Origin of the sequence: Aquimarina sp. AU474 (genome assembly GCF_900312815.1) — a bacterium.
GTDB lineage: Bacteria > Bacteroidota > Bacteroidia > Flavobacteriales > Flavobacteriaceae > Aquimarina.
Window position 1 is genome coordinate 1 of sequence record NZ_OMPE01000010.1, and the last position, 26493, is coordinate 26493.

8 protein-coding genes are annotated in these 26493 nt (G+C 31.5%); all 8 read right to left on the reverse strand.

Annotation, left to right across the window (positions count from 1 at the left end; genetic code table 11):
* Nucleotides 1-5023: non-ribosomal peptide synthetase (locus DK508_RS20940; RefSeq protein WP_160114824.1), on the reverse strand; the 5023-nt coding region annotated here is incomplete at its 3' end.
* 363 nt (nucleotides 5024-5386) lie between these two features.
* Nucleotides 5387-7504, reverse strand: a complete 2118-nt coding sequence (locus tag DK508_RS20945) for a hypothetical protein (RefSeq protein ID WP_109302781.1) — start codon at nucleotides 7502-7504, stop codon at nucleotides 5387-5389.
* A 212-nt stretch (nucleotides 7505-7716) separates the two neighbouring features.
* A complete protein-coding gene (locus DK508_RS20950) occupies nucleotides 7717-9783 on the reverse strand; it encodes a M48 family metallopeptidase (RefSeq protein WP_109302782.1) in 2067 nt (688 codons plus the stop codon).
* Between the two features lie 97 nt (nucleotides 9784-9880).
* Nucleotides 9881-11641: a carbamoyltransferase gene (locus DK508_RS20955; protein ID WP_109302783.1), complete on the reverse strand. Its 1761-nt coding sequence runs from the start codon at nucleotides 11639-11641 to the stop codon at nucleotides 9881-9883.
* Between the two features lie 183 nt (nucleotides 11642-11824).
* Nucleotides 11825-13873 (reverse strand): penicillin acylase family protein, encoded by a 2049-nt coding sequence (locus DK508_RS20960; protein WP_109302784.1) that lies wholly within the window; start codon nucleotides 13871-13873, stop codon nucleotides 11825-11827.
* Between the two features lie 123 nt (nucleotides 13874-13996).
* Nucleotides 13997-20575 carry a non-ribosomal peptide synthetase gene (locus DK508_RS20965; RefSeq protein ID WP_109302785.1) on the reverse strand — a complete coding sequence of 2193 codons (6579 nt, stop codon included), beginning with the start codon at nucleotides 20573-20575 and terminating at the stop codon, nucleotides 13997-13999.
* A 180-nt stretch (nucleotides 20576-20755) separates the two neighbouring features.
* Nucleotides 20756-22369 carry an MBL fold metallo-hydrolase gene (locus DK508_RS20970; RefSeq protein WP_109302786.1) on the reverse strand — a complete coding sequence of 538 codons (1614 nt, stop codon included), beginning with the start codon at nucleotides 22367-22369 and terminating at the stop codon, nucleotides 20756-20758.
* Between the two features lie 30 nt (nucleotides 22370-22399).
* The coding region (locus DK508_RS20975; RefSeq protein ID WP_160114826.1) for a non-ribosomal peptide synthetase at nucleotides 22400-26493 on the reverse strand (4094 nt) is incomplete at its 5' end.

Here is a 26493-nt window from a genome sequence, read left to right on the forward strand (position 1 = left end):
AAACCCCAGAAGATTTAAATACGCCTAACATCCCAATCAAATAATCTGTAGATCGATCACATAAAAAAACTACAGATTCTTCGCTTGATAAACCTTTAGATAATAAAAAATGAGAAAACTGATTACAACGATGGTTTAAATCACCATAACTCAAACTCAAAGTATGGTCATCTACTGCTATAGTATCAGAATTCATAGAAACCTGATCCTCGAATAAATCTACAAAAGTCTTATCCAAAGGATAAGAAGAATCAATTACATGATAACTATTCTGTAATTCTAATCGATCGGTCTTTGGCATTATTTTTTCTACCCCAATTTCTGAAGTTAAATTCTTAAATTGGAACAATACATTTTTACAATATGTAAAAAATTGTTCAACCATTTCATGATTTGCAACGGCTGAAGAATAAACCATATTAAAAGTAAAATTTCCATGGGTAACGACGACATGAAAATCAAGTAGTGTATTTTCAACAACACTGATATCATCATGCCAAAAATTAATATCTTCTCTTTCATTAGTATTTACATCATCATTTTCAGTCACCATTTCATTAACTATCCAAAAATCTATAAAATTAAACGTAGCATCAAATACAGGGTTTACTCCTGGAACACTGGGTTCATCTATAACTTCAAGAATCCTATAGAAAGGCATACGCTCATGTTCTTTCTGTCGTCTTATTTTTTTAGCGACTAACTCAATATAATCCTTCCAAGTTCCAGACTTTGGAATGGTAATTCTAAAAGGAACCTGATTTAAAAAACAACCTAACACTTTTTCGCCATCTTCGGCAACTGGACGGTTATTTGTTATCATTCCTGTTACCAATTCATCCGAACCAGTAAATATTTTAAGTGTATATAAATAAGCTGCAAAACATAATTCTTTCAGAGAGATTTCAAAAAAAGAAGCAATGTTTTCAAACTCTCCCTTTAACTCACTACCCATTTCGTACCGTTGAGAAACATACTTATAAGTATCTCCAGTTCTTGTCAACTCCAATCTTTTATAATCATTCATTTCATTCTGCCAATATGCAATAGTAGATTCCTTACGACACTCAACTAATTCTTGAAGGATATGATCTTTGTAATTGGATTTAAAAGGTTCTAATTTTAAATCTGGATTGTGATTTAACTTAAGATATGTATTATTTAATAATGTTAAAAATTGATGAAGACTCCATCCATCAAACAAACTATGATGAAAATCAAATATTAAATAATGAAACCCTTCATTTATCTTTAAAACATTCATTCTCCATAATACTTCCATACTATCTCCAGAAGCCCTTAAACGTCCATCATTAATTTTTTTTAAATACATTTCTTCTTGATTCCCTCTTTCTTCCTGTGAAAGGTCGATATAGTGTAATTCGGGCTGAATTTCTTTAAGGATAATATGTGCTCCGTATTTTATATCATAGACTTTTCTTAGTTCGCTATGAGTCTCTATTAATAAAGAAATTACTTTTTTAAAAAGAATAAAATCAAAATTTGAATATCTTACAGAATAAACATTTTGTTCATGATACAAGATATTATGATAATTATCTTCCGTATCTTCTTTCATCATTGTATAGAAAAGCATTCCTTTTTCTATACCACTCATAGGAAATACCGACTCATATGAATTTTTATACACACTAGTTTTTAAATATTCCTTCTCAAAAGAATTGAGTTCTTTTTCAACCTCCAGGTAGTGCTTATTTTTATGCTCTTCATTTCCTTCAAAAGAATATATATAGTCTGAAAAATCTTTTACGGTTGGATGTGAATATAAGTTCGCAAGATTAAGCATATCATTAAACTCTGCATTCACATTATATATTAATTTGATAGCTTTTATTGAATCGCCTCCGGATAAAAAGAAATTACTATTTGTTCCTAAACTCTCAACAGATAAAATTCTTTGCCAGATTTCTAATAATTTTTCTTCTTGAGGGTTTTGGGCAGTTATGTAACCTCCTTCTACTGTAATTTTATTATTTTTCAATGTTCTTTTATCGACTTTTCCATTTGGAGTTAATGGAATTTCTTTTAGAGAAACAAAGAAAGAAGGAATCATATAGTTCGGTAATTTTTCTGCCAGATAGTTCCTCAATTCTGATAATGGAATTTCATCTTTTGAAACATAATATGCAATCAAGAAATTATCTTCTTCTCTACTTTCAAAAAGCACTACACATTTTGAAATTTTTTCATTAGAAGAAAGTTGTTCTTCAATCTCTTTTAACTCTATTCTAAAACCTCTTAATTTTATTTGATCATCAATACGGCCTAAATATTCTATCTCTCCATTTTGTAATATTCTTCCCAGGTCTCCTGAACAATATAAACGTTCATTCTTTTTGTAAGGGTTATTAATAAATTTTTCGATAGTCAGATCGTTACGATTTAAGTAACCTCTTGCTACTCCTTTACCTCCCACACATATTTCTCCCTTAACTCCTTTTGGAACAATATTTTTGTATTTATCTAAAATGCATATTCCTAATGTAGGAAGTGGACTACCTACTGATCTTAAATCTTTGCTAATCTCATTCTCTGTAATTTCTTTGTAGGTTACATGTACTGTAGTTTCTGTAATACCATACATATTAATCAATTTAATATGAGGGTACTTTCTTTTCCATAAGATTAATTTAGATGGAGCTAGAGCTTCACCTCCAAAAATTACCATTCTTAATTTAAGACTAGAGATTTCTTGTAACTCTCCTGTTTCAATAAGATTATAAAATGCACTTGGAGTTTGATTCAGAATAGTTACTCCCTCCTGTTGTAAAATGTTTAAAAACTGTTTAGGATCCTGAGTAACAATTTTAGGGATAATCACCAACTTACCTCCAAATAAAAGAGCTCCATATATTTCCCAAACGCTAAAATCGAAAGTATGGTTATGAAATAAAGTCCATACATCATTTGATGAAAAATCGAATTTGTTCTGATCATTAATAAAAAGTCTAACTACATTTTTGTGTTCCAGCATAACACCTTTAGGGTTACCTGTCGTACCCGAAGTGTAAATAACATAACATAAATCTGATGGTTGATTAACTTTTTCAATATTTTTATCTATCCATTCGTTTTCTATTTTTTCTAATAAAACAGTAGTATGATTATATTTAAGGTCTTTTGAATATTCTTTGTGGGTTACTAATATACTTGCTTCAGAGTCCTCTAATATATATGTAATTCTTTGTTCTGGAGCTTCTATATCTAAAGGTAAATAGCCTCCCCCCGATTTTAAAATTCCAAGCATTCCAATAATAAGATCGATTGATTTTTCCATCAATAAACCAATTACCTGATTTGGCTCAACCCCTAAATTCCTAAGATGAATTGCTAAGCTGTTAGCACGGCTATTGAGGTCTTTATATGTTATGCTTTCATCTCCGATAGTCACACAAATATTTTCAGGAGTAAGATCAACTTGTGATTCAAATAACTCAATTATAGTTTTGTCTTGAGGGTATGAAACCTCAATATTATCCAAACTTGTAATGAGTTCATTTTCCTCTTGTGTTGATAATATTTTTATATCACAAATTTTCATATCCGGAGTTTCAATAACTGCCGAGACAATTCTTTGAAAATAACTACTAAATTTTTCAATAGTTTTTCTTTCAAATAATTCACTTGAGTATTCTAATCTAAATTCTAAACTTTTCTCGCCCTCCATCACCACTAAGTTTAAATCAAACTTTGAAATCTCGTGACCTGTATCAAATCTTTTGAATATCAAATCCCGTATTTCCAGAGTTTCTGATTCAAAATTGTGATAAGCGAATAATACATCAAACAGAGGGTTTCTGTTTGATAATCTTGAAAGATCAAGTTCCTCTATCAATTCCTCATACAGAAAGGATTGATTCTCAAAACAGGAAACCACTCTTTGCTTTAAATCACTTAAAAAATTCAGAAAACCTTCTTCGCCGTTAGGATAATTACGTAATGGAATAGTGTTGACAAACATACCCATGATTGGTTCTAAATCTGGATGTTCTCTACCTGAAATTGGAGTCCCGACTATAATATCTTCTTGAGAAGTTAATTTACTAAGGAGTACATTATATAAGGACAATATCAGCATAAACATTGTCACTCCGTTCTCTTTGGCTAAGTTTCTTAAATTATTTGTTTGTTTTTGACTAACCGAAAATGAAATAGAACTTCCCAAATGACTTTTCATTACAGGACGTTTATAATCTAATGGTAAATCCAACGAGTTTATTTCGTTAGCATATTCATTTAACCAGAATTCTCTTTGTTTTGTTAAGTTTTCCTTTTGTTCAGCGCTTAATTGCCATTCGGCATAATCACAATATCTTAATCTTAATGGTTCAATTATTTTTCCTGCATATAAGGACATAAAGTCTTTCACCAAAATATTTTGCGAAACTCCATCACTAATGATATGATGCATATCTAACATTAATATTTGTGAATCAGTAGGGAGTTCGATCAAACCAATACGCATTAAACAAGGCGCACTCAAATCAAAAGGTCGAACAAACTTTTTCATAAGTTCAGTCGTTTCTGAATATTCGCTCTCGTAATATTCTATTTCAAAACTTACGTTTTCATGAATTCGCTGAAATACTTCTCCTTCAATTAAATTAAAAGATGTTCTTAGAATTTCATGATGACCAATCAATTTTTTGAATACATTTTTCAATTTTTGAATATCGAACTTACCTTCTAATTCGATCGCTTCTGGCATATTGTAGGCTACTGAAGACTTATCAAATTCATACATAAAATAGAGTCTCCGTTGCGCATGAGACAATGAATAATCAAGTTTCTCTTCGGATCTTTCAATTTTTGTATACCCAATATTCCCTTTCAAAAATTGAATTAGACCTTCTTTGTTCTCTACAATATCTTCCTTTAAACTATCATCCAATTTTCCTTTATAAGTATCTAATTTTAAATTCCCAGAATCATCTAGATATAATCTGAAATTAGCATCTTTGATCTTTTTGAGTATATTAAATATTTTATCTGATTTGGTCATATTATATTGTTTACTTTATATTAAAATTTGGTCATCATTATCAATTACACTACTTGATTTATTATTAGTAAATCCGGTATTTTAAGAGGTGACTAAAAATTTGATTCTATTTATTAATGTTAATTGATTTTACATTGAAGCTTTAAAAGAGTGCCTATATTCTTTATTGTTTTTTAGTTTTAAAACTCACATCTAACGTGTTGAAATTGGTATATTTAACAAGTCAATTGGAGTTGACTTGGCTTGTATTCAAAATGGGTTTGATAAATTATTTTATCATTTTTGATAAGCAGCATATGTATGAACCCACTCATTTATTGTTCGTATAATAATATCAACTGAAAAAATAATGCTGTATAGCAATTATAATTTAGTATTTGGGAGTGACGTAATAGTTAATGAATAAATCTCTCCAATTATTGGAAACAAAGTATCTAACACTAGTTTATCATAAATTTGATCAGCCTTTTCCCAATGATAATGTTGATCTACTGGCCATTCTATGATTAACTTGTTAAGACCTTTTGACAACAAATCTACTGATATCTCAAAAGAAATATTAGTCCATTCTCTACTACATTTAACTTCTTTAATTTTTTGATTTTTTGAATTTAGATATAAATTGAAACTTGCCCCAGAGTTAGAATTAATAGAATTTCTGTAACACATTTTAATCGTGCAGTTTTTTTTCTTGTTTGAAAAAAAACTGAACTCTTTGTGGCTATTTCTAATTTGTAAAAAATTTCTTCGTAGTCTATCATCATAGGCATTATACCCTTTAAGATGATAAAAAGATTCCAGCAAATCAATTGTTCGTCCTTCAACACTATGTTCCAAAAACCTTAATGCTGCAATAGTATCTCCATAGTTTTGTTCTGATTCTTCTATTGCATTTACAATTGCATCTACTAATTCTAAATCCATGAGTTTTAGGTTTCGTCCATGTGTTAAAGCCATTCCTCCTTCATATTGCGTCATGTATCCTCCCAGTAGAATATCTTCGAATTTACTACAAAAGACATTGGATGTTTTACGAGATGCAAAATCTATAAATTGAAACATAACATCTTTAACTTTAGGATCAAATTCTACAGCTTTTTTACAATGAAAGTCTAAAATGTATTTTGGTTGAGACCAATGTGCGTTATGAATTGCAGCACTAAAATGGGCTATAGCTTTTGTAAGATTATTAGGGCCAATTGCAGATTCCGGAATAGCTGAAATATTAATCTTACTATTTGTTAGTTTTTCAATTACCATTTGAGCCACATATTTCATGCTCATTTTAATACCTTTAGAAGATAGGTGACAATAATCTAAATACAATTCCTTACCTGGAACAACATTTTTATCTAAAGTATTGAAAACTGAAAAAAGATCAACCACAGATATTTGCTCTTTTAAAGCTTTTTTCTTGATCGTTTCTCTTACAACTTTAAAACATCTAGGAGAAGATAAAAGTGCTCTTCCATAAATAACGGTATCTTTAGCTTCATCCAAACATTGAATAGCTTCAGAAATTTTTCCATTTTTCATTTTACTTTCTGCAAGGAATTCATGTCCTAATGGATTCGAGATATCTAACTGAACCATTCGTTGTGCCTCCTGCTCCAAAATATTATATTTATTTTCAGCAATGGCTTTTTCTGCAGCCTCTTTTGCATTTAGCCATTCTTTTATTTGGTTTTCAGGCAACAAACTAAGAGATTGTAGACTTTCGTCACTTCTCCAATCTTCAAAATTAAATCCAGGAATGACGATTATGCATGGAATACCATTAGAACTGGTTGTTTCTAATAATTTATCCATGAAATTAAGTATCTTCTTTTCAAATAGTTCTTCTAAATACTGCTTAAGTCCATAAAACTGTTTTTCTTTATAGATACTCCATAATTTATTAACATCTTCCTCAGCAACAGCATCGTAAAGTTCATGAGCCCAATTATTCCCCGCAAAAAGCACAATTTGATCCGGTTCTAATAATGGGCTGGATGAGATTACATTAGAAAGTTCATCCATTTCTATACTGGTTTTAGAAAGGTCAATTACTTCTACTTCATCAAATGCATTACTAATTTTTAAAACTGACTCTAATTCTTTGGCTACCGAGTATTTGGGAGCATAAAAATATCCTCTAGCTACAGATTCACCAATGAGAACTATTCTTTTTTTATTTGATTTAACGAGTATTTCATGAACATTAGCCCAACTATTCCATTGTTCTTTTTTATCTATTCTTCTTTGAAACGTATTCTTTCCATTGGCATTCGTTCTCTCCCATATTCCTACCGTCTCTTTCGTCGAAGAATAATCTTGATTATTATCTTCTTTAGTACTAGGTACTGAATTAACTGAAAGAGATATTTCTTGAAACAATTTGTTGATAGCAGATTCATCTTTAATATCTGACATTAATAGTTCTGAAAGTATTACAGATTTTTCTTTTAACTCATTCATTTCATTTGTTTTTTTTACAGGCATAATACTATTTAGGTATTCCAATTCTGTAGAATAATTTTAATTTATCTGGTCGTAGTGAGATTTTTATAGCTATTTAATAAGGATTGTATAGGTAATATGGATGTCAAAAGAATCCTTGCTGAGATTCCTTTGTATACTATTCATTTTACAAAGGCTACTACAGAACGTAAAGTATTAATGGTTTTTTGATTAGTAGAATATTAATTACTGTTTTAAACAGTAGCAATAGTCAATGAGTAAATATCTCCAAGAACAGGAAAAAAACTATTTACCGAAACATAATTGTTTTTGTTATGGGTTTCTTTAAACACATTAGGAACGGGCCATTTTAATATCAATTTATTTATTCCCGAGCATACCTTATCTTTTGCTATTTCAAAACAGATAGAATTCCAATCTCTATTAATTTCAGCTTCACATATTTCTTGCTCATTAGTATTTAGATAAATTTTTAAATTACCCCTAATTTCATGAAGGCTCCTATAGCACATTTTAACCTGTAAATTTTCTAATCCATCACTGATAATATTAAATACTTTTTCAGTACTTCGAATTCGAAAAAAATTTCTGGATATCGTATCATTCGTTTTATTGTATCCTTGTGCATGGTAAAAGGGTTCCAATAAACTCGTTGGAATCTTTGTTATACCATGTTGAGAAAATCTCAACTCTTTAAGTTCGGTTTCATAGTCCAACCCTAAGGGTTTTATCGCATTTGCAATAGTATCTATCAAATCCAAATCCATCATTTTTTCTCCTCTCGGGTGTAAAAAGGCAAGTCCGCCTTCAAACTGATGCATGGATCCCTCTAGTATAATTTCTTCAAATGATCGACACAACTCGTTTGTATTTTTTCTTGAAGATAAATCTGCATATAATAACATTAATGTCTTAATGTTTTCATCTAGTTCAATGGCTTTTTGGCAATGATACTCTAAAATTTCTTTAGGTTGAGACCAATGTGCATTATGGATAGCCGCAGCGAAATGAGCTACAGATTCTGTGTTTTTTTTGGGAAATATCTTTGAATCTGGAATTGATTTAATACTGATTTTTTCATTTGCTACTGATTCTATTACCACCTGAGCAGTATATTTCATTGCTATTTTAATTCCATCTGTAGAAAGATGACAATAATCCAAAAACAACTCATTATGTTTGTATCGATCCTCATAGATTTTATTAAAGATCGAAAAAAGATCAACTACTTGAACTCCTTCTTGTGAAGCTTTCTTAATAATTGTATCTCTAATTACCTGAAAACACCTTGGTGAAGAATTCAAAGCTCTACCAAAAAGAATAGTATCTTTTGATCTATCCAAACATTGTATAGCTTCAGGAATTTTATCTTTTTGCATATACGCTTTTGACAATAACTCGTAACCTAATGGGTTCGAAGAATCCAACTCTATCATTTGATTAGATTCAAATTCTAAACGGTCATAATCGTTTTGAATCAGTGCATTTTCAGCTTTGCCTTTTGCTTCAAACCATTTTATAAGATCATCATTCTTTAATAGAGATACTGTTTTTTCAGTATCATCACTTTTCCAATTAAATAAGTTAAATGCTGGGATGACAAAAACTGTAGTGGTTTTATTATTCTTATTGTTAGTTATTACAAGGTCAATAAAATTAGATATAATCTTTTCAAACTTATTTTCTAAATACAATTTTACGCTTTCGAACCCTTCTTTTTTATAAAGCAAAGACAACTCCTTATAATCCTTACTGTCAAGTTTTTGATATAATTCAGAAAGCCAATTATTACCTGCAAACATCACCATTAAGTCCGGATTTAAAAGGTCACAGGATTGAGCAACATTAATAATCTCTTCCATTTCAATAGCATTTTTAGAGAGGTCAACGACTTCTACATCTCTAAAAACATTACTAGAGGTCAATATAGATTCTAATTCATCTGCAACCGAGTAATTTGGCGTATAAAAAAATCCTCTAGCTACAGATTCTCCAAGAAGAACTACTCTTTTTTTATGCGTCTTTAAGGGAATTTCATGCACATTTGCCCATGCGTGCCATTCATTTCGTTTGTCTTCATTCCTTTGAAGTATAGTCTCTCCTTTGACATTCTTCATTTTCCAGATACCTAGAATATCTTTTTCTTTATTAAAATCAACCGATTTAGTGAGATTTTCTTCTTTAACAGATGAAAACTGCATCTCAAATTTATTAAACAGATCTTCAATACGAGACATATCTTTATGATCCGACACCAATAAGTCCGACAGAATTTTAGATTTTTCTTTTAATTCATTCATTTGTCAATATTATAGCTAATGTTATTCATTTTTGTTACGCTCCTTTACTTTCAGACTCTAAATCATAAAAACACCTAGGTCACCCTCATTAATGTCATTACATAAAGGTGTAAACTTCATGCTGTATTCCACTTTTCTCATTCATTTCAATGCTATTTTTAACAATTAGCTTTAGAAAATCAAGATTATGTTCGTCTCTATCAATAATAGTATTTCCAATCACTAAACAATCGATATCTGCATGAATAAAACATTTAATAGCATCTTCTGGAGTGCATACGATAGGTTCTCCTTTCACATTAAAAGATGTGTTTAATAGTATTGGACACCCTGTAATTTTATCAAAAGCATGTATGAGATCATAAAAACGCCCATTAGCTTCTTTGGTAACCGTCTGTAGTCTAGCCGATCCATCTATATGAGTTATTGCTGGTAGTGAAATTTCAGAAATCACCTGGCATGTTTCTAACATAAAAGGAGAAGCGTGATCAATTTCAAAATGTTTAGAGGCTTTTTCTAATAAAGCAGCAGGCGCGAAGGGTCTAAATCCTTCTCGTTTTTTTACCATTGCATTTATTCTGTTTTTCATTTCGGGATCTCTTGGGTCCGCCAAAATTGAGCGTGCCCCCAAAGACCTCGGCCCGAACTCCATTCTACCCTGAAACCATCCTATTACTTTGCCCTCACTTAATCTTTTGGCCGTTTCAGAAAATAGTTCGCTCTCATTGCTATTAAAGCCTTTATAATTAAACTTGGTACCATCTAAAAGCCGTTCTATTTCTTCTGTCTTATAAGAAGGCCCTAAATACACATTCTCAAGTCGATCATTATTAGGTCTATTTCCCGTTAAAGTAACATGAGCAAGGGTTGCTGCCCCTAAAGCCCCTCCGGCATCATTTGCCGCGGGTTGAACGAATAAGTTTTTGAACTCTGTGTTTTTTAGGATTTTTCCATTTGCAACACAATTAAGTGCTACTCCTCCGGCCATGCATAAATTTTCGGAACCGGTTTTATTATATAAATACGAAGCTTTTTCAATTAAAATAGTTTCCAAAACCTGTTGAAGGCTTTTTGCTATATCCGCATGAAATTGTTCTAAATCAGATTCTCTCAACCTTGCAGGTTTTCCGAACAAATCAAATAGTTTTTCGGTATACATACGATTTCCCTTTATAAAATCGAAATACTCCAAATTTAATTCATACTGACCTTCGGCCTTAGAAATAATTAAATTATTCATTTGATCAACATAAATTGGTTTTCCATATGGAGCAAGGCCCATCACTTTATATTCTCCATTGTTCACCAAAAACCCTAAGTAACTTGTTATTGTACTGTATAACAACCCTATAGAATCAGGAAAATGCACTTCTTCGAACAAATCTATTTTCTCTTTAGTCCCAATGCCATATGTTGTAGAAGCCCATTCACCTACGCCATCTACTGTAAGTAAGGCAGATTCTTTAAACCCAGAAAAATAATACGAACTGGCTGCGTGAGATAAATGATGATCATAATAAAGTATTTTCCCGGTATACCCCAGTACTTCTCTTATTTCCTGCTCTGCCTGATTAAAATTCTTATTCTTTATTGAAGAATCATATCGTATTTGTCCACTCCAAATTTGTCTAGAAAGTTTCTTCTTAGGATCTTCATAAAACGCTATACAATCAATATCTGCAATAGAAAGTTTTGCTTCTTTTAGACAATATTTTAGGGCATTCTTAGGAATAGAAGGATCAAACTTAATTCTAGTGAATCTTTCCTCCTCTGCTGCGGCTACTAAGCGTCCATTCTTCAAAATACAACATGCCGAATCATGGTATAACCCAGATATTCCTATTATATTAGGTTCCATATTATTTATTTTTTATTAAAATTATTTTATTACTTAAATCAGTAATCGGAAAGTTTCAAGAAATAAACTTATCCTTATTGTAGTGTTTTATATACCAAGAAATTATTTTTCACTGTGGTATTATTGTTTATGCATTATATTCATTGCATGCAAGAATACAATGGATGTGTATCATAAATATGATTACATATCTTTTAGTTTTTCAACAAGTTCAAGATGTTCTTCCTGTTCAGTACGTGTATACCATACTTTTCTAAGTTTCTTTTCCGCAAATAATTTTAATTGATCACCTACATGAGAATTACCTTTTTGAGTAGCATTACCATAAGACATAAGAGCTTTCGCATTTATTTGTTCTCCAAATTCTGTAGCACACACATAACTATCCCCATGATAAGGATAAAACTTACCATCTTTTCTTGGGACGTAGTACATCGTTCTGAATAAACCTAGATTTCCTGGACCTCCATTTCCGGGATATTCGTATTTTCCTACCTTCAATCTAAAAAGGTCACCAAAAGGAGTACTCAGAGAACCTAGTTTATCTAGCTGTGCTTTCGCTGTATTTTTAATAGCTAACAATACTTTTTGCTCATCAATCAAACCATCTGGTAAATGAACTGGATCTTTATATGACCACGGTTTTTCAAAATACCCATCGGTTCCTATTTGACTAATTAGGTTAATAAACAATATAGCACCAGAGCTTGATGATTCAAAAGATGCATCCCACTCGGTTAATACATCCAGAGCAGCCAAAGTAAGGCTATCTTTTGTTTTACTTTTTAAATTTTCTAATTCATCCTGAATTCTAAGGGCAAGTTCAGATTTTGTATCATGTTTCAAAGTTATAAATTCGTCCAATGTTATATTACTAACATCTTGTATAAGTTTAGCAGATCGTTGCGGTCTGAATGACATGTAGTTAGGAGAAATATGGGATTCATAATTATTTGGATCTATTTTAGTAGGGAAAGTACTCGTATAGGGAGGGTCATTTGCATTTTGAATCCAACCACTATCAGGATTTACGTAACCAGGAAGTTTTGAAGCTTGGTAATAGCCCTTCCAAATTTCGTCACTAGAAGATGTAGGTAAAATTTGTTGCCATTTTTCCCAATCACCTTTCTTTTTAGGGATATTTCCTCCAAAATGATACAGGATATTATTATCCTTATCACTATAAATTATATTAAAAAGAGGTAATGCATTTTTATCAGTTGCCTTCTGAAATTCTTTAAGGTTGGATGCTCTCCCCATTGCCCTCCATTGTCCCATAGCATTTAATTCACCATTCATATTAGGCCAACTAATAGCTATCGCCTTATCTCCTGACTCTCTAAGAATCATACCAAAGTCGGATCGTTTTTTAACAACAAATTGTTTTTTTATGATCGAATCTGTTTTTACTGAAATGGATACACTATCTATTTTAAAATCTTTGTATTCACCGTCTATCAGGTATTGATTTTTTTTAATCGTTAATTCATAAAAGTCAACATTATCTAGTGTGTTTACCGTATGAGTCCACCCCAGATTTTGGTTAAAACCAATTCCCAGAGTAGGTAAACCAACCAAAGTAGCTCCGTATAAGTCATTATCACCACTAATAAGGTGCGCTTCAAAAAATAACCAAAAGTCGTTCCATGGAAGATGAGGGTTCGCCAATAGCATAGTATTACCGGACGCTGTTTTCTTACCATTTATTGCCCAAGCATTAGAACCTGGAGACCATTGATGGGCAGTTCTTAAATTTCTACTAATTAAAAACTCCATATACATCACGCGGGTAACATGATACATAACATCTATTGGTTTTACAGGTAAAATAACTTTATATTTCTCATCAATTTGATCTGGGTGTTTTTCTAAATAAGCATTCATTCCTTCTACAAAAGACATTACAATATTCTTATCTTCTTTATCCATATTGTCGAATGTTTTTTCGGCAGCTTCAATCAACCCAAGTTGATGTAGTAATATATCTCTTTTAGAATCACCGCCCCAATATTCGGTAGATTTGGCGCGTGCTTCGCCATATAGCTTAAGTATCAGATCTGCATGATTGTGCATTTGAGCCCACCCCATCATTTTGTAAAGATTGGCATCATTATCAGCATATATATGAGGAATACCCCATGTATCCCACAAAATTTCGTTTTCATAAACTGATGTATCTGTAGAACATGAAATTAAAAATGGTAATGTAAGTAATAAGAATATTTTTTTCATTTTGAATATAATTTGTGTGCAATTTTTATAGTTAACCAGTTTAAGAAGCCTGATTTTTGTCTATAAACTAGTAGTTTGAAGTGTAAACTCACAATTAGTTTCGATAAAATATATATCTATATTTTAAAAATCGTGGGTTTCTATTTTCTCGTCTTTTATGGTATTATTCTTATCTTCTTTAGACCAAATCATTAATTCTAATTTTTCGCAAAATTCTTTTAAAGTTGGATTGTCAAAAACATGAGATACTGATGTTGTTACATCAAATATTTCAGAAATTCGGTTAACAAGAAATACAACCATCAAAGAATGTCCTCCTAAATCAAAAAAATTGTCTTCTAAGGATATCTTTTCAGCTTTTATTTTTAATACCTCTCCCCAAACTTTAGTCATTTGATTTTCCAACTCACTAAACGCCGTACTTTCGTTTTCCGTAGTTATAAAAGTTAAATCTATTAAGGACTTCTTATCTAATTTACCCTCGGAATTTAATGGTAAAGAACTTAATCTATTAAACATTTGAGGAACCATATATTTTGGTAAGATCTTGGATAAAAAATCTTTTAGTTTTAAAGGATCAATATCCTTTGAAGAAGTATAATAGCATATCAGGTGTTTTTTGCTATTCTCTTCATTTAATAATACTATAGCTTCATCTATATTATTAAACAGCATTAATTGATTTTCAATTTCGCTTAAATTAATCTTGTTTCCTTCAATATAAACTTGCCCTTCTTTTCTGCGTACAAGTTCTATATTTCCGTCTGGCAAATACCTAGCTAAATCTCCTGTTTTAAATAATAATTCCCTTTCTTTAAAAGGATTATTTACAAATGGATTATCAAGTTTTCCTTCTTCATCAATAAAATATTTTTGGGACAATTGAGTTCCCCCTATACATAGTTCTCCTAGAACTCCAACAGGTAAAACTTGCTTATTATCATTCAAAATATATGCTTTATTATTAGGTGTTGGTTTCCCAATTAAAACTTGATTGTTCTTATATATAATTTCTGAAGAGAATTTATGGGTAATACAACCTATAATAGCTTCTGCAGATCCATACTCATTAAAAATATTTAAGGACTTGCCTCCTCTTTCTTGAATGGTTGTCGCTAAATTTACCTCTAGTACCTCACCTCCAACAATAAGACTTCTAGTGTTCCTTAAATCCAAATCTGGATTAGCTACGATTCTCTTTAAATCATCCGATGTTAGTTTGATCAAAGATACCTTACCATCTTCAATCACTTGTTCTACAGAAGTATTATTCATTTCATAATCATAAATATACAAACTGTTACCTGTAAAAAATGGTAGAAAGAGTGATGTGAAATTTAGATCTGGCAATAAGGGGCCAAACAAAGCCATATTATCATTGGTAGTAAAATACATTTCACTTGCCCAACTCAAATAATTAAACAACTCACCATAATGAATACTTACTCTTTTAGGAACACCTGCAGAGCTCGAAGTGTAAAAAATGTAGGCCAGATCTTCATTATTAAAATTATGCTCGACATACTTTTTTGATTGGTTAATTAAATTCCTTTGATCAAGCTGATTTTTGGTCTTATCCCATTTTTTTTCAGGACCTGCTTCGTTATATATATCCAGACTATCAACACAAGTAACGAATTGTAATGAGTTGGTTTCCCATTGCAACTTATTAGCCAATTGTATGTGTTTTTTTTCAAAAAACAGGAAAGAAATTTTAGCATCTTTTACCATCCAGGAAATTCTATTCTCTAGTAAATTAGAATCAAGTAAAATAAAACTATTTCCGGATCGTAAGATTCCATATATGGAAACAATCATATTAATACTGTTATCGAATAAAACTCCAACGGTACGTTTTTTTATTCCTCTATCCTGCAGCAACGAAGCAATTTTACTAGTTTCATACCCTAAATCTTCATAGGTTAAAAATGTTTCGTTACGAATTATTGCTTTCTTTTGAGATTTATTTTTTAAGTTCTTAATAACGTTATCACTAATTTTTTTCCCTCTTAAAGGGTAACTGGTTTCAGTATTATTAAAAATATTAATAATCTTATTTTCTTCTTCTTCTGAGAGAACTTGTATATCGGCAATCTTTATATCTGGATTTTGAATACCATAATTTGTAATCGCTTTAAAGTACTGAATAAGCCTTTCTATGGTATTTTTATAAAATAAATCTGAAGCATATTCAAAACTCAAATAAATTTTCTCATCTGATTCGTTACCAAAAAGTGTCAAATCGAATTTTGTGGTTTGTTCCTCGTTATTATATGATTTCAGTTGTAAATCAGGAATATCAAATTCTTCATCTTCAAAATTCTGAAATGTAAATGATATGTCTGTTAATGGGTTACGGTTTGCGGCACGTTCTAAACCTAATTCTTCGACTAAGTCTTCAAATTGATAATCCTGATTATCAAAACAAGAAACAGTTTTTTGTTTTACTTTTTCAAGAAGTTCTTTGAATGATAAATCGCGATTGACTTCATTTCGAATAGGCAATGTATTTACAAACATACCTATCATATTTTCCAGATCAGCATGTTGCCGATTACCTGTTGGTGAAAGAATTATTATGTCATTTTGATTACTTATTTTGTGTATAAGGATATTAAAAACTGTCATCAAAACCATATACAACGTTGTGTTGTTTTTCTCTGCCAAACTTTTAAGAGATTGTGATTCGTGTTTATCTAATTCGAAAAAAACTGTATCGCCTTTAAATGAATTAATTTTTGGTTTTTCAAAATCCAATGGTAATTCTAATTTTGTAACTTCTTTTGAGTATTCCTTAACCCAAAACTCTTTTTGATTTTTTATTTGCTCTTTATAGCTATCACTCATTTGCCATTCAGCAAAATCCTTATAATGTAATTTTAGTTTTGGTAATTCCTTACCCTGATAAAGTTCTTTAAAATCATTAATCAAAATACTATGAGAAGTACCATCAGTAACTATATGATGCATATCTACCATTAATAAATGTCGTTGCTTCTCTAGTATTATTAGACCTACACGAAGTAAAGGAGCTACACTTAAATCAAATGGTTGTATAAAATCATGAACCATGGATTTTATATCTGTTGGGTTTTCATGGCATTCTATTTTAAAATTAACCTCATCATTAACACATTGAAAAACCTGATTGTCAACCAATTCAAAATTGGTTCTCAAACCTTCATGTCTTTCGATTAACTTAACAAATGTATTCTCTAATTTATCTCTTTTTAAATCTCCTATAAGTTCTACAAACTGAGGCATATTATAAGCTGTAGACAACTTATCAAATTTATATAAGAAAAATAGCCTCTGTTGAGCTGAAGATAGAACATACCTTTCCTTTTTCGGAGATGTATTAATTTCAGAATATCGAATTACTTCTGCTTCTTCTATAAAAGTTGCGAGAGTTTTTATTTCCTGATAAATAAAAACCTCTTTCAATGTTACCTTAACATTCAGCTCTTTAGAAATAGAATTTATTAATTGTGAAGCATTGATTGAATTCCCTCCTATTTCAAAAAAACTTTTATTGGTACTGATATATTCAAAATCAATCTTTAATATTCTACTCCAAATTGCAGCAAGTTGACGTTCAATATCAGTAGAGGGTTTTTCATAATTTTCACTTTCTGTAAACTCTGGATCAGGTAATGCCTTATGATCTATCTTACCACTACGAGTTAATGGTAACGTCTCTAACTGAACATAATTTGTGGGAATCATATAATCTGGCAATACCTCTAGTAAATGAGAGCGTAACGCTGACGGTTCGATCGTATCTGTATCCGATGAACAAACAACATAAGCAATTAGATTTGCATTGCCCTCTCCTTGATCTTTTAGTACAACTATTGCTTCTTGTATTAATGGATGCTTCAATAATTGCCCCTCTATCTCTCCTAATTCTATACGATAACCTCGTAACTTGATCTGTGAATCTTTGCGACCCTGATATTCGATATTACCATCTGGTAACCAACGACCCAAATCTCCTGTGCGATATACTCGATCCTCGTACGACAACCAATCTTTTGTGAATTTCTTAGAGGTCAATTCTTCATCACCCAAATAACCTTGAGCCAAACCTTCTCCGGCTATACATAACTCACCAGTAACTCCTACAGGAACTAGGTTACCTCTACCATCAGTAATATAAATACGCTCATTACCCAATGGCCTTCCGATAGGAATAGTCGTATAATCATCTAAACGAGATAAATCAATCTCATAACTGGTCGAATCTACACAAGTCTCGGTAGGTCCATAAATATTATGCATCCTAACCTGAGATTCATCATGATACTTATAAAAATTCTTAACCAATTCTTTTGACAAAACTTCGCCTGCCAACATCCACTTACGTAAATATTGCACACGAGAATCTGCATCCAAACAACTTAACAATATGCGCAGATGTGTAGGTGTACCATCAGAAACTTCTATCTTATTTCTGTTATAAAAATCCAGTAACAACCCACCATCTTTTCTTTCTACATCACTACAGATGTAAAGACTATGACCTTTTAATAAAGCTCCAAAAATCTGTTGTCCCGATGCATCAAAAGAATAGGATGCCAACAAGCCAACACGTAAAGCAGATGTTCCTAAATCTTTATATACTCGATCTTCTAATCCATGAATCAGATTTACAACACTCTTATGACCTATCATCACCCCTTTAGGAAGACCTGTAGAACCAGATGTAAATATGCAGTAAGACAAATCATCAACTGTAATAGATATATCTAAATTTTCTGTACTACCCTGATATAATAATCCCGAGTGTATATCTTTTACCGTAAGTTGTGCCGAAAATCTCTCTACATATTCTGAGTCTGCCAACAACAAAGTAGCCCTACTCTGATCTAACATATAAGTTACCCTATCTGTAGGTAACTCAGGATCTATAGGTAAGTATCCCGCTCCTGATTTTAAAACGCCTAAAATCCCTACGATCATCTCTACAGAACGATCTAGTAAAAGTCCAACAATACTTCCTTTATCAACACCTAACGATAGTAAATGTCGAGCCAACTGATTTGACTTCTCGTTCAACTCCTTATAGGTACATTCGTTACTTTCATAACTTACCGCAATGCGATCAGGGTAAAGCAATACCTGTTGTTCAAATAAATCAACTATGGTTTTATTTTCTGGATACTCCAAAGAAGAACCTATAAAATCCCTTAGAATTAAGGATGATTCTTCATTAGGTAAAATCTGAATATCCGTCAGTAAGATATTAGGGTTTATAATAACAGAAGAAACTATATGCTTGAAATACGTAATAAAACGCTCTATTGTACTTGAATCAAATAAATCCGTAGAATATTCAAAATTTAAATATACTTGACCGTTATCCTCTCCTCCATTTAACCTTAAATCTACTTTAGATATCTCATGTTGATTATCCATAGAAGAAATAGATAAACCTGGTAAAATAAGATCTTCAATATTTATATTCTCATATAAAAACATAACATCAAACAAAGGATTTCTACTGGCATCTCTGACAAGTTTCAACTCTTCTATTAATGTTTCATATGGAAATGATTGATTATTAAAGCATTGTAAACTATTTCGTTTAACTTGTCTTAAAAGATCAATAAAACTCAAATCTCCTTTGACATGATTACGCAATGGTATCGCATTTAAGAAAACACCCATTAAGTCTTCCAAATCAGCATGATCCCTACCTGAGACTTGTGTACCTATAATGATATCTTCCTGATTACTTAATTTATTAAGTAAAATTGTAAACGCAGATAATAAGGTCATAAACATAGTTGACCCAGCACCATAACCAATTGCTTTTAATTCCTTGGTTTGTTCTTTGGTTAAGGAAAAGGAAATATTATTTCCTTTATTACTTTTAAACAAAGGTCTAATGTAATCCGTTGGAAGATCTAAGACGTTAATCTCATCATAGAATTGATTCATCCAAAAATCTCGTTGATTTGATAGCTGTTTTTGATATTCATCACTTTGCTGCCATTCTGCATAATCTTTATAACTTAATCGCAACTCTGGTAGATCTAAATCTTTGTAAATAGCTATAAAGTCTTTAATCAAAATACCATAAGACACTCCATCTGCTACTATATGATGAAAATCAACCATTAAAATATGGTGATCTTCAGACAGACGAATCAAACCTGCTCTAAGTAAAGGAGCTTTGCTTAAATCAAATGGCTTAACAAATTCTCGTGTAATCGTATTAATATCTGATTCTGAAGATTCAAAAAATTCTAATTGAAAATCAACATCAGAGATTATTTTTTGAACAACAATTTCATCTACTGTTACAAAAGATGTTCGAAAACTCTCATGACGATCTATCAGTTGTTTAAATACCCTTTCTACTTTTTCTTTATCTAATTTACCATTAATTCTAACTATTTTTGGCATATTATACGCCAACGAGAATTTATCAAAATTGTAAATAAAATAAAACCTTTTCTGAGCAGATGATAACTTGTAGTAATCTTTACTAGCAACTGGAGATATTTTTTGAAATGGGGTGTCTATCTCTAAACTTTTGTAAAAATTCAGAATTTCGCTTTTTCTAGATTTAATTTCTGAGATAACCTTATTGTTCAATAACTCTTGCTTAGCTATTAATTTGAGGTCATTTTCATCATTAATAGATATAGATATCCCACGCTCTTCAAGCGTTTTAATGAATTTTTCTATTTTCATCTGTTATAGTTTAATAATCTTAAAAAAGAATAATTGTATACCACTAATTTCCCAAATGACGAATAAATAGGAAGTGTGCTTAAAATTATAAAAGGTTGTATTCGGTAATTTAAGAACTGAATATTGTGAATTGATGATTTGCTTTAATAATCAATATTGTTATTGTATTCTCTCAAGGCATCACATATGAAGCTTAAGTTTTTTATCATAAAACAGCTCTTTTTCTCCAAATAATCTTTCTGCTGTAATACCTTTTGATTTACATTCGTCCAGTAATTTATTTGATTCTATTATGGGTGTTGATTCATCAGTATACTCCTTTGTACTTATAAACTTTATCCATGGTTCCTGACCCATTGCATAAACATAAAGTTCCTTAGGATTAAAAATATTCACTAATTTTTGGGCTTGCTCATAATTAGATCCTGAAATGGTTCTTGAGTAATCCTTATCTCTCTCTAAACGGTCATTCAATAAAGGACCATATAACCAACTCAGTGGTGCGCCATCACATTCCATTCCCAAAAACACAACATCTACATCTCCAATTTCTCTTTGTACATGATGGTAAAGCATTGTATCTATATTGCAAGAGTCAGCCAAAAATAACAAGCTAAAATTTTCAATTTGAATATGATGACAAATTTTAGATCTAATATCTAAATCACAATGCTCCCCTATAAAAGGTACACCAGTAATAGTACAATCATGAAACTCTATCGATTCAAGGTCGTCAATCTCCACAACATTTTTAAAACCTATTGTTTTAAACATTAAACTTAAAGCGGGATCTTGTAATGAACCAGCCTTAGTTTTAGGAACAACCAGATTCTTAATTCGATGTCTTAACGGTAATAAAGTTTCCAAAAGTATATGATCCTGGTGATTATGCGTAATCAAAACATAATCTATTGTGTCAGGGAGATCAACATCCGAAAACCTGTCGACATCAGTTTGATAACCATAATAACTAATAATTGGATCGACTAATATGCTAATATTCGAAGTTTCTAAAAGTACACAAGCATGTCCAAAATATCTCATTCTCACCTTTTCTCCGCCATAACTTTTATAATTGGTTAAAGGTTCTGTTGTAAAAAATTCATTGAAAAATTTAGAATTTGAATCAATGTTTAACAACTCTGTAATCTGTTGAATTGAGGCAGGTTTTCTCCTCATCATACTTATTTTATCTATTACCTCACTTTCGAAAGGAACATTTAGACTCAACACGTCTGGCGAGTCTATTCGTGGTGTACTAAGACAAAATGGTCTTTCATCATTACTTGTTAACCATAGAGCAATACTTTGAGAATTTTTGTCATAAAATTCACTTTTATACAAAAGAGATTCGAAAAACTTAAAACTAGGATTATTATGAAGATCATATATCAACTCTACATATCCTTTAAGAATTGTTGGAATTTTATCATATAGTGGTTCCATAGAATACCCCTTTGCTTCATTAAGCAATAAATCATCTAATTCTGAAATCGCATTAGAAAATGATATTAATTTTTCTCTTTTCTTTAATGTATTTTCTAGTAAATCCTTTATTTCCTCACATCTATCACTTTCATAATCTATGAAAGGCCCTCCCAAAAATCTAGGGTTTTTAACGGCTTCCATATGCAAATTAGGTGCTAGTATATAAGAATTCATTATTTCAACATGTCTTTTTATTATATTAAGACCATAGGTAACAGGAGGAATCAAATGTGACCACGCATACCAATTATCTACTAATGGTTCTATGACCACATTAGGTTTTAAATAATATTCTGTTATTTCCATAAATGACTCTATTATAAATAAAATGCTTATTTAAATTACTACTTCTTTTAAATCTTGATCGTCTTCTTTTTCACTTTTAATTTTACTCACTGCCTCTATAATTTCTGCTTGTTCTTTAATCGATGGCTTATCAAACATTTCCATAATAGGTATTTTAACATTGAACTTTTTAAAGACAAGACTAGCTATCATCAATATACTCAGTGAATCTCCCCCATAATCGAAAAATGATTGATCTGTATTAAATTTTGTAGGGTCTAGGTTTAACACCTTACCCCATATTTCGGCTAAATCAATCTCGACATCTGTCTGAGGTAGCGCGTTCCCAATATCTTCTGTAAATTCTGGTTCAGGTAATGCTTTATGATCTATCTTACCACTACGAGTTAATGGTAAAATCTCTAATTGGACATAATATGCGGGAATCATATATTCTGGTAGCACGCCTAACAAATGAGAACGTAACGCCGACGGCTTGATCGTATCTGTATCAGCAGAGCAAACAACATAGGCAATCAGATTAGCATTACCCTCTCCCTGATCCTTTAACACAACTATTGCTTCATGTACTAACTGATGCCTTAATAACTGCCCCTCTATCTCGCCTAATTCTATACGATAGCCACGTAACTTGATCTGTTGGTCCTTACGACCTTGATATTCAATATTGCCATCAGGTAACCAACGACCCAAATCTCCTGTACGATATATACGATCCTCATACGATAACCAATCCTTCGTGAATTTATTAGAGGTCAATTCTGTATCTCCTATATAACCATGAGCCAAACCATCCCCGGCTATACATAACTCTCCTGTAACTCCAATAGGAACCAAATTACCAACACTATCGGTAATATAGATACGTTCATTACCCAGTGGTTTACCGATAGGAATAGTTGTATAATTATCTAAACGAGACAAATCAATCTCATAACTGGTCGAATCTACACAAGTTTCGGTAGGTCCATAAATATTATACATCCTAACTTGAGATTCATCATGGTACTTATAGAAATTTTTAACTAATTCTTTTGACAATACTTCGCCAGCCAACATCCACTTTAGTAAATAGTGTAATCGAGAATCTCCATCCAAAGAACTTAACAATATACGCAGATGCGTAGGTGTACCATCAGAAACTTCTATCTTATTACTATTATAGAAATCCAATAATCGATCTCCATCTTTTCTATCTACATCGCTACATATATAAAGGCTATGACCCTGTAATAAAGCTCCAAAAATCTGTTGAACCGAAGCATCAAAAGAATATGAAGCCAACAATCCAACACGTAAAGCAGATGTTCCTAAATCTTTATATACGCGATCATGTAATCCATGAATCAGATTCACAACACTCTTATGACTCATCATCACTCCTTTAGGAAGACCTGTAGATCCAGATGTAAATATGCAATACGCCAAATCATCAACTGCAATAGACCTATCTAGGTTTTCTATACTACCTTGATATAATAATTCTGAATGTATATCTTTTACTGGAAGGTAGGCCGAAAATCTCTCTAAATATTCTGAATCTGCCAACAACAAAGTAGAGCTACTTTGGTCTAGCATATACTCTATTCTACCTATTGGTAACCCTGAATCTATAGGTAAATAACCCGCTCCAGATTTTAAAACTCCTAAAATCCCAACGATCATCTCTACAGAACGATCTAGCAAAAGTCCTACAATACTTCCATTAACAACGCCTAACGATATTAAATATCGAGCCAACTGATTCGATTTATCATTCAACTCCTTATAGGTATACTCATTACCTTCATAACTTACAGCAATACGATCAGGATAAAGCAAAGCCTGCTGCTCAAATAAATCAACTATGGTAACAATCTTATAATCAATAGTGGTTGAATTAAACTGTTTCAGTAAAAGTTCTTTTTCAACAAACTGTTCCTTAGCCGATTTTGATGATGGATTTGCTACAATTTCTTTCAATACTTTTTCATAGCAATTTTTGAATTTAGAAACAGATTCATCATCTATAAAAGAGGTATTATAAGAAATGTTATAGGACAATACTTCGTTAGTAGAGTTAATTACAAATTCGAAATTAGCATTTGTTCGTTCATAGCTCATTTCCCGAAATTGTTCAATTTTATTGATTTTCTCATAATCCAAAATCCCAGATTCTTTTATCATTTTATCATATACATGAAAATTGACATAACTAAAATTGACATCAACAATAGGATTTTCTGTTGAAGTTTTTTCTCCAATAGCCTTCATAATTTGAAATAATGAAAAATGAGCAAATTGATCTAAATTATCTAGTTTTTTCTGAATGTCTTTTACAAATTCATCCCAGACAATATTATCAATGATTGAAAACCTAAAAGGAATTGTATTTAAAAAACAACCCAAAATTTTATCTCCATCCTCTCCTTCTGGTCTTTTATTGGTAATAAGACCACTCGTAATATCATTGGTATGTGAAAACATGTTTAATGTATAAAGAAAAGCCGAGTAACAAATAGCCCGTATACTTACTTTATGCTCTCTTGCTCTAGACGATAATTCGTTGTAGAATTCTCTAGGAAAAAAACCTCCTTGAGTATTAAATTCGGAAGTGGTAGATTTACCTGGAAATGAAAATCTAGAATACCCTGCAAGTTCATTAATCCAGAACTCTCTTGTTTTTTCTGATTTATGATTTAAGTTTTGTTCAATAACATAATCTTTGTAACTACTTTTTAAAGTGTTGGGAACAAAATCAGCATCAGTTTTTAATTTTAAATATGTGTTTTTTAATTCTGTATTAAGAGATGCCCGACTCCATCCATCAATTATTGCATGATGAAAGATAAAGCACATTGCATAAAAATCTTGACCCAAAGCATATACTTTATACCTCCATAATCCTAGATTACTAATTTCAAATGATGCTTTAAGATCTGCATCAAAATCCTTTTTAATGATATCATTTTGTTCTTGGGTTGTAAAATTAGAAATGTCTTGATGCGAAAAATCTATCGGAATAGTTTTATGAACCAATTGCAAGAATTCGTTTTCTTCTTGATTCAATAAAAAACTTGTTCTTAAGATAGCATGTTTTTTGACCATTAATTGAAGAGATTTTAGAAATAGATTTAGTTCAAAATCTTTTAATTCTACAATATCTATCATTTGATCATGATACATTTCACTTTCCTTCAATGAATGAAATAACATACCTCTTTGTATATCACTATTGGGAAATACATCTATTATATTATCATTTTCTTGACTTGGGTTATTCAAATAGAACTTTTCTTTAATTTCTTTAAAATAGTCCTTTATCTTATTCTTATTAATCTCATGATGATCCTCAGTTGTTTTTGCCTGCAAATGTTTCGCAATGGATTTTATCGTTTTATGTGTAAGAATGTCTTTTACTGTTAAAGCATATCCTTCTCTTCGAGCCCTGGAACAAATCTGAATCGAACGAATTGAATCTCCTCCTATAGCAAAAAAGTCATCGGTAACACCAATACGGTCAATACCCAACACTTCGCTCCAAACGCCAACCAATAAATGTTCCTCTGCTGTCTGAGGGGCTACATAATCATCAACCTCCATGAAATCCAGATCTGGAAGAGCTTTATAATCTAATTTACCATTACTGGTTAATGGAATATGATCTAGCGATATATAATGCTTAGGAATCATATATTCTGGTAATACTTCAGATAAATATGAGGCTATATCACTTGACGATACCTCTGCTTCTGATACATAATAGCCTACTAAATAACTAACATCATCGGTATGCTTTAATAGAACTATCGATTCGGATATCCCATCATATCCCAATAACTGCTGTTCGATCTCCCCCAACTCAATACGATATCCACGTAACTTAACCTGGGAATCCTTTCTTCCTAAAAATTCTATATTCCCATCAGATAACCATCTTCCCATATCACCCGTACGGTATAAATACCCTCCTTCTTTATAAGGGTTGGGCATCAAGCGAGAAGATGTCTCTGAATCCAAACCAATATAACCATCAAACAACTGATCACCTCCTATATACAACTCTCCTAATACACCGGTAGGTAATAAGCCCATGCTGCTATTTAAAATGTAAATCTCATTATTAGCCGTAGGCTTACCTATCA

Excerpts from the sequence above, each read along its gene's own strand:
- DK508_RS20945 (WP_109302781.1), bottom strand. The coding sequence starts at position 7,504 with ATGCCTGTAAAAAAAACAAATGAAATGAATGAGTTAAAAGAAAAATCT.
- DK508_RS20950 (WP_109302782.1), bottom strand. The coding sequence starts at position 9,783 with ATGAATGAATTAAAAGAAAAATCTAAAATTCTGTCGGACTTATTGGTG.
- DK508_RS20955 (WP_109302783.1), bottom strand. The coding sequence starts at position 11,641 with ATGGAACCTAATATAATAGGAATATCTGGGTTATACCATGATTCGGCA.
- DK508_RS20960 (WP_109302784.1), bottom strand. The coding sequence starts at position 13,873 with ATGAAAAAAATATTCTTATTACTTACATTACCATTTTTAATTTCATGT.
- DK508_RS20965 (WP_109302785.1), bottom strand. The coding sequence starts at position 20,575 with ATGAAAATAGAAAAATTCATTAAAACGCTTGAAGAGCGTGGGATATCT.
- DK508_RS20970 (WP_109302786.1), bottom strand. The coding sequence starts at position 22,369 with ATGGAAATAACAGAATATTATTTAAAACCTAATGTGGTCATAGAACCA.